Origin of the sequence: Bacteroides sp. 11BF (assembly GCF_019633765.1) — a bacterium.
Taxonomy (GTDB): Bacteria; Bacteroidota; Bacteroidia; order Bacteroidales; family Bacteroidaceae; genus Bacteroides; species Bacteroides hominis.
The window spans coordinates 1-14,280 of sequence record NZ_JAFKPJ010000015.1 but is presented as its reverse complement, the minus strand read 5'-3'; the positions used below and the strand labels follow the sequence as shown (position 1 = coordinate 14,280).

The 14,280-nt window shown below is 34.3% G+C and carries 10 protein-coding genes and 1 pseudogene; all 11 read right to left on the bottom strand.

The features are described 5' to 3' along the window. Window positions 1–199 precede the first annotated feature (199 nt). Window positions 200–1,075, bottom strand: a complete 876-nt coding sequence (locus JZY04_RS15500; protein ID WP_032541170.1) for a thiopeptide-type bacteriocin biosynthesis protein — start codon at window positions 1,073–1,075, stop codon at window positions 200–202. Window positions 1,076–1,083: 8 nt separating this feature from the next. Beyond that, window positions 1,084–3,246 (bottom strand): lantibiotic dehydratase family protein, encoded by a 2,163-nt coding sequence (locus tag JZY04_RS15495; protein WP_122142965.1) that lies wholly within the window; start codon window positions 3,244–3,246, stop codon window positions 1,084–1,086. A 1-nt stretch (window position 3,247) separates the two neighbouring features. Continuing rightward, window positions 3,248–4,456: a lanthionine synthetase C family protein gene (locus JZY04_RS15490; protein WP_080715648.1), complete on the bottom strand. Its 1,209-nt coding sequence runs from the start codon at window positions 4,454–4,456 to the stop codon at window positions 3,248–3,250. Further along, complete coding sequence (locus JZY04_RS15485; RefSeq protein ID WP_032541167.1) at window positions 4,407–6,179, bottom strand: S41 family peptidase; 1,773 nt, start codon at window positions 6,177–6,179, stop codon at window positions 4,407–4,409. Before JZY04_RS15485 ends, JZY04_RS15490 begins: the two co-directional genes overlap by 50 nt. Before the next feature lie 66 nt (window positions 6,180–6,245). Next, window positions 6,246–6,479, bottom strand: a complete 234-nt coding sequence (locus tag JZY04_RS15480) for a TIGR04149 family rSAM-modified RiPP (RefSeq protein ID WP_005782335.1) — start codon at window positions 6,477–6,479, stop codon at window positions 6,246–6,248. A gap of 709 nt (window positions 6,480–7,188) precedes the next feature. Further along, window positions 7,189–8,463, bottom strand: coding sequence for a 6-bladed beta-propeller (locus JZY04_RS15475; protein ID WP_122142964.1), 1,275 nt, complete (start codon window positions 8,461–8,463; stop codon window positions 7,189–7,191). A 112-nt stretch (window positions 8,464–8,575) separates the two neighbouring features. Further along, on the bottom strand, window positions 8,576–9,817 hold the full coding sequence (locus tag JZY04_RS15470) for a 6-bladed beta-propeller (RefSeq protein ID WP_122142963.1): 1,242 nt from the start codon (window positions 9,815–9,817) through the stop codon (window positions 8,576–8,578). A 21-nt stretch (window positions 9,818–9,838) separates the two neighbouring features. Continuing rightward, window positions 9,839–11,059: a 6-bladed beta-propeller gene (locus JZY04_RS15465; protein ID WP_181996448.1), complete on the bottom strand. Its 1,221-nt coding sequence runs from the start codon at window positions 11,057–11,059 to the stop codon at window positions 9,839–9,841. A 123-nt stretch (window positions 11,060–11,182) separates the two neighbouring features. Continuing rightward, complete coding sequence (locus tag JZY04_RS15460) at window positions 11,183–12,331, bottom strand: 6-bladed beta-propeller (RefSeq protein ID WP_032529767.1); 1,149 nt, start codon at window positions 12,329–12,331, stop codon at window positions 11,183–11,185. 191 nt (window positions 12,332–12,522) lie between these two features. Further along, window positions 12,523–13,746 (bottom strand): 6-bladed beta-propeller, encoded by a 1,224-nt coding sequence (locus JZY04_RS15455; protein WP_122142961.1) that lies wholly within the window; start codon window positions 13,744–13,746, stop codon window positions 12,523–12,525. A gap of 273 nt (window positions 13,747–14,019) precedes the next feature. Further along, a pseudogene (locus JZY04_RS15450) lies at window positions 14,020–14,280 on the bottom strand (6-bladed beta-propeller); the annotation flags it as partial.

The window sequence follows — 14,280 nt, the reverse complement described above, 5'->3', positions numbered from 1 at the left end:
TTTTTTTTTTTTTGGGGGGGGGAGGACAATAAAGAAAGCTATAAAAAATTCAGACTACAACAAACACTTACATAAACAATTCACTTCTAAAATAAAAAATCCTAACAATCAAGCACATAATTATCATATCCACTATAGATAGCTAAAAAACAATCTATATAAACAAAGTAAATCTCCCAACAAGCTCATAATTTTACAATCACTTTCTGTTATATTTCTCTTTTGCAATCTCACTACAATAGAACCTATTCATAAAATCATAAATAACCAACTCTTGTAAACGATTCCTAGAACAAAACAATCTATTCAGCATCATATGAATATAACTTGTAAATAAGTAAATTACATTCTCTTCCTTACTAATTTTCAAATAGAACAAATCTATCAAAGGTTTTAACTTTTTAGACCTTTCTTCAACATAACAACATAAGTCCGCAAATTTTCTATCATTAATTTCATCTCTTAATACAGATTCTACAACCTTCTTTTTAGAACGAAAAAGAGAATTCAACTGTTTCGAATTATACTCATTAAAACCAAACTCTTTCTTAAATGAGCCAGCCATCCGTTGGGTTAGATTCTGTTTTGAAATAGTATCCAACAACATATCTGTCATAAATTTATCTACCATTTTCAAAGCAATCATCCATCTGTAATTTTCATCTGAATAGCCATTGATTTTTCTAACAACAAACAAAGCGCATTCGCTATCTAAACAAAAAAACGACTCAGATATTTCAATCAATGAATTTCCATATCGTTCCAACTCACGATTATAAGTATCTAACTGGATCTTCCAAATCACTCCATCTTCTATCAAATTCGAAAATCGATTTGCAAATAAAGATAAAATTATTCCTACACAATCCTCTTTTTCAGCAAGCAACCTTAATCTCAAATGAAAATCTTCATCAACGTAACGAATAAAGAACCACTTTTTAATCAGTTTGTTTCTTTTGAGCTCTTTAATAAAGAGAAATAGACTATGCGACAACAATTTATCAGCTGTTTTAGCTCCTGTATATATTTTCACATATACCCATTCACTGCCTGGAATAAAAAGTCTTTGTACCATCAATATATTTAACTTTTATAAAATGCAACAATACATTCGTTTACATACACTCCATTTTCTCCTTTAACAACTGCATTTTCTGGCTCGAAAATGAATTCTTTTAAGCTAATAATATCACGGTGCTTTATTATCATAAAAAGTGATTTCACACTGACAAGATCACCCCAATCAATAAACAATTCATTGTCTCCATCTGGCATTACCACATAAACCGGAAGTGATATTTGTGTACGCCATCGTATAATTTCGTCTAACAATAAAGCCTCATCTGCTATTTTAAAAAGATATTTTATATCTACCACTTTTATATTCCAAGAAGCTAATGAAAGTATTGTATTTTTATATCTTACTCTTGGGCGAAAAGGCAGTTGTTTTTCTAAAATTCCCCAATTAAAAAACAAAGAATTACGGCCATAAGGATGCTGCATGTCACACAAAAAACGGTAAACAGGCATTGAATGACTCCGAAAATTGTGCGCATTTGTCAAACGGGGCACAATCTCTTTATTTAATCTTTTAGAGCGAAGATGCAACTTCCCATTTCTCACAGAAAGTAATAAATCTGACACATATAACATCTTATCTTTAGGTAAATCAGAGTCTGACATATAAGCCAATTCATACTCACGAATATGAGGACGCATCAAAATGTTTCCTGTCCTAGATTCCGGTAAATAAACTAGTTCAGCCAAAATACTATCAGGCGACAATTGTTGCTCCTTACAAGCAATATTTTTTACAAAGTCCTTTATTCTTTCATCAACATGAGCAAAACGAGACAAAAGAATGGCTCCACAACTACCTGAAAAGAAATTAGCCTGTATTAATAATCCATTTTTCTCTGAACGAATCATATTAAACATAGTATACATAGTAGATGGTAAATCATCCCAATTAGGAGTACCGTCAATGTCTTTATCTATAAGCACAATCTCTTTTCCACCATTCGTCAAAGTTTCTACCATCTTGCCAAGTAGCAATATCTCCAATGAGCTCATAGAAGCATTTCCTAAGGTATTTTTAAGGAATGGCAGTTCAAGTTCTTCTATCAAAGGAGCTTCATCACCATCCATACTTTTAGATGGATACCCTAAGCCCAACTCCGGATCTAATACTTCCATTAAAGGAACTTCTCTTTCTTCATATCTGTAAAAAAAGTCTTCTTGGAACTTCTTCAGCACCTCATTCTGACGTAAAGGAGTTAGTTTATTAAGAAACTCCATAGTTGATTTTAATTCTACAATTACTTTCTCTCCCAAGATAGACTGCGATAGATTCTTTACCATATCAACTTGGAAAAGATATTGTTTTTCATAAGGTACATTTATCAATTTTATATTATTAATAATCTCAGCATATGTGCTGATTTCCACACTCTCATTCAAATCCATTGAATCCAGTCGCCTTTTTAAACCTTTGAGGTTATTTAACAAGGAAACTTCGCAATTCGTTGATTCAAGTAGGCTAATAATACGTTTAAAATAGTCATCACCAGTTAATGATTGATATAGTTCCCCAACAAGTATTTGCGAATTAATCAACTCATGTACATAGTGCCGAGCCTCTTCATTTGTTATTTCATCACACACCAGACTCGCAATAAGTTCATTCAACTTAATTCCATTAGAAGATAATTTCAAGATTTTATTCAAATAAGAGGTACTATCTATTTCTTGCAATTGATATTTACGATTTCCATCCGTATGGAAACATTCTACATAACGATATTTATGCTTTAAACGATATAAACTATTATTAGGATAATAATAAATGCCTTCAGAAATAGAGCTGTGTCTCAGCAAAGTGTTATATAACAAAGACAAATAATACATATCCAATCTTGTTTTCCGTTTCAAAGAATTGTCTACTTGAATACTTGTCTCACTTCCAATCTCTCCTATACTACAGCCTGCAAATAAACCAAAAGGAGTACAACGAGTCATCATTCGACATAAATAACGTTCTATAGAATATCTGATCCGATTATATTCTTTCCCTTTATCGATACTACCATCCAACAACTTACATAATTCGTCATAAAGAATTGGCGATGCTAAATATATTGACTCCAAGACTAACTTGTCCTGTACTTTTACAATCCAATTATCCCTCACACAATCAAAATAGCATAAAGGAGTGCGCAACACAAAATTATTAAAACATCTATACATTTCAATCCAATAAAAGTAAATCTTCCCAAGACATATCCTGTTCTGATAAAAAGGATAATATAACCAAGCCTATGCCTGCAACACCATTCAATAAATCCAAAGATTTTTTTTCTCCGTCTGATTTATAACCAACAATACCATCCTCATACTTTGACATATTTAAAGTTTCACTTAACCAATATAATGAAGTTTCCCTAAAAATATCCAAATGAGTTTCTTGATACATTTTTTTAAAGATTAAGGCTATTCCAGCAGTACCATGACATATACTCGCATCAATTACATAGTTATCTTCTAAGTCTTTTCGATTTGCCGAAAACTTAAAAATCTCAATTGCCTTATTCCCTACAACAGTATTTTTTGTAACCTGAGAATATTTCCAAAGAGCTAAAGCAACACCTAAATCACCATAACACCAACCAAGTCGACTTTCAACGGGATATTGACGAAAAGTATATTGAGGTAAAGCAAAAGTAGGAAATAATGATATACTATTATTATTCTTTATTTCTTGAGACAGAATAAACCATGTACTCTTTTCCAACAACTGAGAAATTACTGGATCACATATCCCCAACTTACACGCATTCGATAAAAACAGACTGGTTCCAGACATCCCATGAGCTAATCCAATATTATATTTATTACCAATTTTATATTCCCAGGTATATGTATCATTCACAATTATCTTACTATAATTCAATATTTCAACAACCTGCTTAAGCACTTCTAAAACACTTATTTTAGCCGATCTACGCAACAAATAATTAGACACTCCTATAGAGCCATGTAAAAAGTCAAAATAATTATTTGAAGATTCAAACAAAGCTTGTTCACACAAGTAATTATCAAATTTTTCAATTAATTCAATATTCTCTTGATCTATAAAACCTTCATTAACCAAATGCAAAACGGCACTACAAATTCCACTGATACCACCACAAAAAGCAGGATAAAAATAATCGTTCATACCATCTACAGAGCGAGATAAAAACTCCATAGCTTTATCTGCATATAATTCGTCTTCTTTATACTTTGAATAATGAAATAGAAGGACAGCTATCCCTGCATTACCTGTCAATAGTCCTGGGGATGTACAATGTTCGTCGTTAACATTAAGCAAATATTGAATTATATCATCAAGTTTTAATTGCAAAAGTCTAGTTAGTTCCACCTTTTGCGATAATAACAGCCCTTTCATACGCAACATCAATTCTATCTTTAATACTTTGAATACTAGGTTCTGCAATACAATCAATACGTACTCCAACTCGTTGAGTTGGAGAAAAATCCGGATAATAAATCCCTATCCCAGAATAAGTAGTTAGCACCTTTCCAGGAAATGTAAAAAGTGAAACATTGCCATCAGACCCCGAAGTTGAATTGCCAACCGTTATTGAACGTGGATTAACTTGTAAAGCCATCGTTAAATATTCAGAGAAACTTCGTGTCCATTCATTGACTAAAATTATAATTCGACCTTTATAATAGTTCTCACTACCTATTTTGCTGGAAGAAGATCGGTGATACCTCAACATACCTGGAAAACGAGTATCCGAATATGTTGAATAAGCAAAAAATGAGTTGGGAGGAACAAACATTTTAGTTAATGGCGAAATTATATCGGTATAAGGATAAGATCTCAAATCTAGAATAATGGCAGATGCAGTTTTAATGGCATCATAATTATCATAAATATTATCAACAGAAGCGGAACGTAAATTCAAATATGCAATACTATCATTTACCCAATGATACAATGGAAGCTTTTCATTATTCCTATCAATTAGTCTTTCTTTTTGAAATAAATCGTATGCAGAATAGTTGTCTGATTTAGTTCTTAAAGTCTCCCCATCTCTAAGCAACGTGAATACAGTAGCAGAATCATATTGAGACAAAATAGCATTACAAATAAACATTTGGTCAGACCAATAGTTTCCTCCACAAACAAATTCCTTTAGGCTATCAGCTAACTGATGAATATCCCGTCCGTCAACTTTCAAAACAATATCACCGATTTCAAAAGCACCTTTATCGTAAGCCGGAATCCGGATTTGATTGATTACAAATGTATCATTAATCAAACTCATTCTGAAATTAGGTCGATAGGGGCCAAATACAAGTCCATCAATTGTTGCCGGATAAGAAGCATGGGTGTCACGTAGCCGATTGGTTAATCGATATATTTCCAAATGATATTTCTTGGGCAAATCCGCTTTTTCGAAAAGTGGTATAGACTCATATAAGATTCGGTCCCAGTCACCCTCAATACTATTTTTATAAACATAAAAATAGTTTATCAAATTCCAATATTGAAAGAGTCCAACCAAACGCATATCTCTTTTAGGGAAAGAGGCATATTCCAATTCATCAATTAGGGCAATGTTACCGATAGATTTATTAAAAACAAAGCGATTTCTACGTCCGGAGTGAGAATAAAACATGGCTTCAAGTTTTTTCTTAATTCTATAATCGAGACATATAGTATCATCCATCCATTCGTTATTTATTAAGACATAATCATTTAAATCAGGATATGGATTTTTATTTTTCGATTGAGAAATCGCTGGGTATTCAATCAGACTATCCAATATTGCACAATATTTATCCTTAGAATCCGCCCTTTTCACCCTGGGAATATTAGCAAGTAACAGGCTATCCATTTGACTAACAGAAAGACGGGCATCTTCACGGTAATACTTTATAAATCCCCAAATTTTACACAAATAAAACAAGCGGGCATTAGCATCAAAGACTGTTGGCACAAAGCTATCTATTCTTTTTTTTTCTTTAAATATAGAATCAGTATATAAATTTATTTCCGAGCTAAACCTATAACAAAAATTCAACCATCGAACATATTTATAAATAGGAATTACAAGTAAACCTACCAATATTAGAATAAATACATATCTTTTCTTTATGTTTTTCATAATTCCAAGTAAAAGGAAAAATAAAAGCTCCTTAGAATAGACAACGGCCTACTCTAAGGAACTTTATTAAATACCATAACACCAACACCAAGAATCACTCTTACTTAGACAATTTGGACCATCATCATGACCAATAGTTGGAATATCACAATTTCCTCGTGTAAGGCAAGCAACTGTTTCAGTAGTTGGATTACCACATACGGTTGAAGTCGTATATCCTCCTTTTAAATCAGATAGATTTTGTTGATCCAATTTCGCGATCGTTTCTTTCTTCAATGTTAATTTCTTTAATTTTTTCATAAGTAAACAATACAAAATTACTCTTACTCTTTTAGCTTTTCAGATTCCGCTTCTATATCGTTTCATACCATAATAGACCCTTTCAATACTCGTAAAGATGATATTTAATTCTATGTTTTAACACAAAAAAGTATAGTTATTCAGAAATCTAATGTATATATTTTCGTTCTCAAAGATATATTACAAATATCGACTAAATAAAAGTCATTAATATCATACATGTCATTAAAAGCAAAGCCAAAAGTTAAAATAGCACAATAAGGCATATTTAAACGCTTTCCAGAAAAGAATAGAAAACAGCCATCAGTAATAATCAAACAAACAGATTTCATATAGTCCCAGACTGTCATCCCAATTAACATTGTTAATGCTATTTTTTAGAGCATTCTATTCTCGGATGCAAAGAACAAGTCTTTTGCATTTAAAAGAGCTGTTCCTTATCATCAAAAGACTTGCTTTAACAGTGTGTTAAAACAGCTCTTCTAATCGCCCAAAACAAATAGAGTAAACTAACTGATTTTTAATATAATAGAGTTTTAAAAAACTCTATATTCTAATAAATTCGCAAACAGGACATAAAAGAGATACTCGCCAATTTAACAACTAAGAAAGGTGCTTAATCTGATGTATTTATTCGCAATACATGCCTATTTACTGCTATCTCATAATTAAGTAGTCTTTTGCCAGACCAGCCCATCATAGCTCCCCTTCAATTTTTTAACTTGTAAATGGCAATAATCGGATTGTCATCTTCTCCCATTTCATCAAGAAGACGCATTAATTCGACTTTCTTCTCCGGGAATTTAACTTTGGCATCTTTTATCGTTGCCTTCAGTTTATCTACCTGAACTACATCAATAATCGAATAAACATGTCGATCATCAATATAGCGGAATCCGCCCATATTAACACCACCGTCTATGTCATTTGTTATCCCGGGAGTATATAGTGCAAACCAACCACCTATCTTATCAGAAGATTGGCTCCAACTCTTCACATCTCCCGTTTGCTTATTGAAGAAACTATACCACCACCTTTTTCCATAAACATAAGTAAGCAACAAAAAATCTTTGGTCTCTGCGATAGCCATCATTAAGATATAGTTTTCTCGCCTGCTTTGCCGACTTATTTGATACTCGGAAACAGGTAACTTATACCGTCCCAAATTTAAATGATAACGGGGAAAGATGGAGTCCAGACTTACTCCATAGATTGTATCGTTAATTACAGAATAAGCATTATAGGAATTATCATAAAACCAATGCCGTGGTCTATCAATCATCACAAACTGAGGACAATTCGTATAAAAACTCGATCCGAGATAAGGGCTTTGATTTGTCACAACAGTACCATCAGCTCCTACAATACAAACAGTAGAAACATATTGAGGAAAGAGTTGACCTTCCGGTATAAAACCAGGATAACAAACAATGTTATTATTCAAAAGATCAAAATCAGCAGATGCACTCATCAATGCCTCAAAATCTTTGGACGGAACTATCTTTTGAATAAATTGATTATCATGTACCCGATATACAAAAAAACCACTACGATAAGCAGCTTTTACATATACAAGACTATCCGTAGCTGAAAAACCAAGTATTGTATTTGTTTCTTCCGGCCCTTGTCCCAACTTTCCGAGTGAACGAATATAAGTTCCATCTCTACTAAACATTTTTATTAAAGAATTCTCTCCATCACTCTTTACAAAAAGGAAGTGAGGAGTTAATTGTATTTTAGAAATATAGCCTATCAGCGATTGATCGGTTGTTTCAGGTTTAATATATTCCACATCCTCTATAAACAGACTCATCGACAGCTCTTCACCACAGTCGGAAAGATGATCAGCTAAATTAATTTCACGAAAGGCCTCTACGTGGAACTGCGTATCACTGGCAACAGATGATTGATCATTGTTCTTCCTGCTCTGGCAAGCAATAAAGATACAAAACAGACCTAATATACAACTCAAAGACTTATACATATCATTAATTCATATCGTTTATGAAAAATCACTAATTAACATCGTAATCTAATCCTTCAAAACATGAACAGCACATTCAGTATTCTTATAAGAGTTTTTCCCGTAAGTAACTTTAGTCTTTCAATTTATAGAAAGCAATAATCGGATTATCATCCTCGCCCATTTCATCAAGAAGCTTCAGCAGTTCGGCCTGCTTCTCAGGGAACTTGACCTTAGCTTCAGTAACATTGCGCCTTACCTGATCCAAATTATCCAAAGTGATTTTAAAGTAAAAACTATTTTCACCTGCACTATAGAAGTCTTTGGACGATTGAGAGCCGTCAATATCATTCGTTATCTCCGGTGCATCGAGTATCACCCAATAATGAGCTTTAAAAGGAGTCTGCTCCCAAGAGTCGATCTTCTCCGTTTTTTTATCGTATCGACTGAACCACATCTTTTTATTAAACCAAAATTTAAAAAAAAGAAACTCTTTAGTTTCATAAACACTTTGCATCAGAACAAAATCTCCCCAACCATAATCATGAGTAGGATCATATCTTCCGGAAGGCAATTTATATTTTCCAAGAGAAAGATGGTAACGGGGAAAGATAGAATCACAAGTAATGCCGTAGATCGTATCATTAATAAACGAATAAACATTACTTCTTCCACGATAGAGCCAAGAAGGATCAGAAGACAAACCTATAAGTTCTTTAGCTTCAGAAGACAAGTAAGGGATTTGCTCCATCAATGTCTTCCCCTCTCCATTCACAACACAGGCACTTACAAAGATTTTTTCATTTCCATTAGGAACAGTACCGGGATAATAAACCAAACAATCTCCCATCACATCAATGGCCCCACTATAAAAATTCGGCCATTTTAAAGAAATTTCTTTTACAAAGATATTATCCCGCATATCATAGACTGTCAGGCTGCCATTACGGCTGAACGGATAAATAAATACCAAACTGTCACTGACTGTGAAAAAGCGAATATTAGCTATCTCTCCGGGGCCCTGACCTACACGACCGATTTTACGGATAAACTTTCCCGAAGTATCAAACATCATGACATGGTTCTGATTTCTTGAATGAATAAAGACAAACTTCTCCGTCCGCTTTAACTGATTTATATCACCGACTAATATACTATCCTGCGTTTCCAGCTTCACATACTCCACATCTTTTACGATGTCACTCAGCAGTAAAGGCTTGCCGCAATCTTTTAGGTTGTTAGCAAGATCAATGTCTTTAAAGGTTTCCTCAGTCGGTAAAGCGTTATCATCCATCATATCCGGAGAAGAAGGCTTGCTGCCACAAGCAGTAAGAAAAAACAATATCAAAAACAATGCGATATAATCTAACTTCATAGGACGATAATTTATAGGTTACTAATAGTTGGATTTAAGTTTCCCAATCATAAGAATGTCATTATCATTTTCGTGCAAACTATTTCTCAAACCAGTGGCTCGCTTACGTATTTCAGGCTTTAAATCAGTTTGGGCAAGAACTTTATCTAAAGCATCCATCAGTTCAAGAGGATCATAAGAGATACAGACATAACCGTTGCGCATAGTCAAGGAAGGATAAGAAAGTCCCAAAAAGTCATTTGTAAAACGATCAATGCGCTTCACACTACCATCTTTTTTAGAAACACGAACATTAAATACAGTCATACGAACGGGAGAACCATCTGATGGCACTTTAGCCGGTCCAATAGTTACTCTACTCCAATAATATTCCGGAGTCTCATACAATGACGTTACAATATATTTATCCTCCTGCATTACATTATCCAAAGTAAAATAAGGTTTCAATACATTATTAGCAATATCATAGTGATATAGAGTATCAGGGCGTGTACGCCCGACAACCTGACAAAGGGAAAAAGAATAGGCATCAACATTCCGGGGAGCCAATACTTCATTACTATAATCCGGCATAATCGCATAATTTACAGCAGATATTTTTTGCAAGATATTCCCCTTAAAATCTTGTACCCAGCATAGATTCTTACTGATCGGTGCTTTTGGATTTCCTATATCAGCAAAGGGAAGAACGACCACTACAGCTTTTTCATTTTCCAAATCTATCCAAATGGAACTCTTCGTTATCGTTTCCGGCAATGAAATACTCTCTTCCGATAAAAATCGGCCTTTAAGATCAAAAAATAACATTTTTTGATTCTCGGCAATAGCCACACGTCCCTGCTTTTCATCAAGAAATCTATTCACAGCATATTTATACTCTCCAGGGCCTTGACCAACTCCACCTATATCAGCCACATATCGTCCCTTACGAGTAAATAATTTCAAAGCAGAAACGCCATCCGGCTCTATTAAGATATAATTGCTTGAAACATCGATACCAAAGGGATAAGTGGCAACCAATGCCTCTTCTCTGCCATCCAACTTAATAACTTCCAATGATTCTATCAAATCAGAAAACAACATTTCCTCACCCTTTATTTTCTCTATCTCCAGTAAATCGACAGCGTAAAAGGCGGAACCTTCTTTTATATCCCTCTCTTGGGGTACAGATGAAGAGCAGGATGCAGACATTGCAACCGAAAAAAGAAAGAGAAGCGGGTATAAAAGGTATCTTGTCTTCATATAAAAATAGATTTTGGCTGAAAGTAAAAAACTACTTTTCACAAAGCATACCGCAAGATACGAATTATTCGTAGAGTGTTATTCTATTAAGGATATGTTAAAAAGCATCTCATTCAAAATTCTTCAGTCTTTCAATTTGTAAATGGCAATAATTGGATTATCATCCTCGTGGACATTTTGTGCTATTTCTTTTAATCTTCCGGAAAGTAGTCCGGCCCCTAATTGCTCTTTCAACCAAAAAGGTTGATATAAAGTGGCAATTTCATTCTTTCCACCGGTATTTATCAATTGTATAAGCTTTCCGCCTGACTGTCCATCACACATAACTCCTCTATATATCTTTTGCTTTTTCTTATCAATAAAATAAGACTTGGCGGGGGGAGTATTCTCGAAAATTACAACATTAGCATAGGCATCTGTTTCGAATATTAAATGTGGACTCGAACAGTCTCCGCACTTGCCAGAACCTACAACATTGTTAGGCGGCAACTGAATATAACGGGGGTCACGTGAATGAGTATTAATAGCAAAAAGTGTATCAGTCAACATAGAGTTAAAAAAAACAGAACTTCCATCCGATCTGGGAGTGGACATAATTCCTAATATCAGACTACTGATTCCACTACGTGCCGGATAGGGCTTGGAAAGGGCTTCTATCATTTTCCCATTCTCCAAAGAAATCAAGAAGAAGCCAGGAACATTCTTATTCGGCACATTTACTGCACAAATTGTCTTCTCGTCCAATAATCCGATCCGCACAGCCCAATTAGGATTCAAAGGTATACTACGCAAAAAGCTACCATCATAAGCATAAATCATCAACGACTGTTTACCACCATCATAAATTATAACTTCTTTCTTTGTACGATTCAGAACCATATCTATCAATGTCACATACTCTTGCGGTCCCTCACCAATCCGTCCGATAGTATTTAGAAATTTTCCATTTCGTCCAAAACGAAATATCTTGTTTAATGAAACTATGAAAACCTCAGTGGCAGTTGCAAGGATGGACTCTACACGAGTATCTGATTTGGGTATCAGACCATCGTCCGGTGTCTCTAAAGGAATGTAATCTACAACTTCAGCAAGAGTATGCACATCAATACTCTTCTTTTCGTAAGACTGATTTTTATCAATATAAAAGACCGTTGGGATTTCTTTTGCTACACTATCTGAACCTTCTTTGAGAGAACGCAAATCTCCTGAGGTTTTTGAGGAACACCCAAATAGAATGAAAAAGCCCAATATGAACACGATTTTAATCATCATACCAATAGATTTAGTTTTAACTAACCGATTATTATAAGATACTACATTCAGTATTTTTATAATAAGAAAGTATTTTGCAATATACGAAATATTTATTTCCGCTCAGTATTTTCATTCAAAAAGATAACATCGTGAAAGACTATACGATAGAATCAAACTTCAGATGATGATAATTTATAGGTCACTAATAGTTATTGTTTCAGTTTTCCAATGATAAGAATGTCATTATCATTTTCGTGCAGACTATTTCGTAAATCGGTGGTCCGTTTACGTACGTCAGGCTCCCAATCTGTTTGGGCAAGAACTTTATCTAAAGCATCCATCAGTCCAAGAGGTTCGTAAGAGATACAGACATAACCGTTCTGCATTACCAAATAAGGATAAGATAAACCTAAAAGAGGATCAGTAAAGCGATCAATGCGCCGTACATTGCCATCTTTTTTCGAAACGCAAACATTAAAGGCTGGTAAACGAACAGAAGAAACACTTGAGGAAAGATTATTAGGATATAAAGTAACTTGCGCCCAATAACTCCTTGAAGTTTCATATAAAACAGTGCAAGCACTTTGATTTTCAGAAACAACATGATCTATTGTAAAGCATGGAGTTATTATATTCTTTACTGCATCATAGTGATACAAAGTATCAGGACGAGTACGCAACATGGGGTCTTCAAAAATAGAAAAAGAAATCGCATCCACATTCCGACATGCCACTAAGCCATTACTGTAATCTCCAATTAAACCGTAATGATTTACAGGAATCCGATGCACGATATCACCCTCCCTATTTTGCACCCAGCACACATTGTTACTAATTGCAAAATTGGAGTTCTCATTCTCAGAAAATGGCAAACCCACTACAGTTACATGCTTTTTATCATGGTCCATCCAAATACAAGGCTTATGTACTATTTCCTTGAAATGGATAGCTTCATCTGACAGATAATTCCCCTTCAGGTCATAAGTAAGTATTTTATTTGCTCTTCCTGCACCTAAGTAAATACGTTTTTGCTTTTCATCTATCATACAGGAATGTATCGTTTTGTACTCTCCAGGACCCTGTCCTATACCACCAATATCCGCCACGTATTGACCTTTACGCGTAAACAACTTAATAGGAGATATAGCGTCTGGATTCAGCAAGATATAATTATCTGTCACAAAGATCCCAAACGGATAAGTTTTAACAAGAGCCTCATCCCTATTCTCTAATTTAATGACTTCATATGACTCCACTAAATCACTCAAAGACATCACTGTCCCTTCTGCTTTCTCCACCATGTGCAAATCGACAGAACGGAAAGTAGAATCTTTTATTATATCCCCCTCTTTGGGTACAGATGAAGAGCAGGATGCAGACATTGCAACCGAAAAAAGAAAGAGAAGCGGGTATAAAAGGTATCTTGTCTTCATATAAAAATAGATGTTGGCTGAAAGTAAAAAACTACTTTGCACAAAGCATACTGCAAGATACGAATTATTCGTAGAATGTTATTCTATTAAGGATATGTTAAAAAGCATCTCATTCAAAATTCTTCAGTCTTTCAATTTGTAAATGGCAATAATTGGATTATCATCCTCGTGGACATTTTGCACGATCTATCAATATCACATATACTTGAGAACCTTCAGTGATTCGCCTGATAGCATTTAGAGATACAATCGAAATTTATAGATTACTTATAGTTATTGTTTCAGTTTTCCAATGATAAGAATGTCATTATCATTCTCGTGCAGACTATTTCGTAAATCGGTGGCCCGTTTACGTACGTCAGGCTCCAAATCTGTTTGGGTAAGAACTTTATCTAAAGCATCCATCAGTTCAAGAGGATCATAAGAGATACAAATATATCCATTATTCATCATCAAAAAAAGATGAGATAAACCTAAAAGAGGATCAGTAAAGCGATCAATGCGCCGTACATTGCCATCTTTTTTCGAAACGCA

Excerpts from the sequence above, each read along its gene's own strand:
- JZY04_RS15490 (WP_080715648.1), bottom strand. The coding sequence starts at position 4,456 with ATGTTGCGTATGAAAGGGCTGTTATTATCGCAAAAGGTGGAACTAACT.
- JZY04_RS15460 (WP_032529767.1), bottom strand. The coding sequence starts at position 12,331 with ATGATGATTAAAATCGTGTTCATATTGGGCTTTTTCATTCTATTTGGG.
- JZY04_RS15465 (WP_181996448.1), bottom strand. The coding sequence starts at position 11,059 with ATGAAGACAAGATACCTTTTATACCCGCTTCTCTTTCTTTTTTCGGTT.
- JZY04_RS15500 (WP_032541170.1), bottom strand. The coding sequence starts at position 1,075 with ATGGTACAAAGACTTTTTATTCCAGGCAGTGAATGGGTATATGTGAAA.
- JZY04_RS15475 (WP_122142964.1), bottom strand. The coding sequence starts at position 8,463 with ATGTATAAGTCTTTGAGTTGTATATTAGGTCTGTTTTGTATCTTTATT.
- JZY04_RS15495 (WP_122142965.1), bottom strand. The coding sequence starts at position 3,246 with ATGTATAGATGTTTTAATAATTTTGTGTTGCGCACTCCTTTATGCTAT.
- JZY04_RS15480 (WP_005782335.1), bottom strand. The coding sequence starts at position 6,479 with ATGAAAAAATTAAAGAAATTAACATTGAAGAAAGAAACGATCGCGAAA.
- JZY04_RS15485 (WP_032541167.1), bottom strand. The coding sequence starts at position 6,179 with ATGAAAAACATAAAGAAAAGATATGTATTTATTCTAATATTGGTAGGT.
- JZY04_RS15470 (WP_122142963.1), bottom strand. The coding sequence starts at position 9,817 with ATGAAGTTAGATTATATCGCATTGTTTTTGATATTGTTTTTTCTTACT.
- JZY04_RS15455 (WP_122142961.1), bottom strand. The coding sequence starts at position 13,746 with ATGAAGACAAGATACCTTTTATACCCGCTTCTCTTTCTTTTTTCGGTT.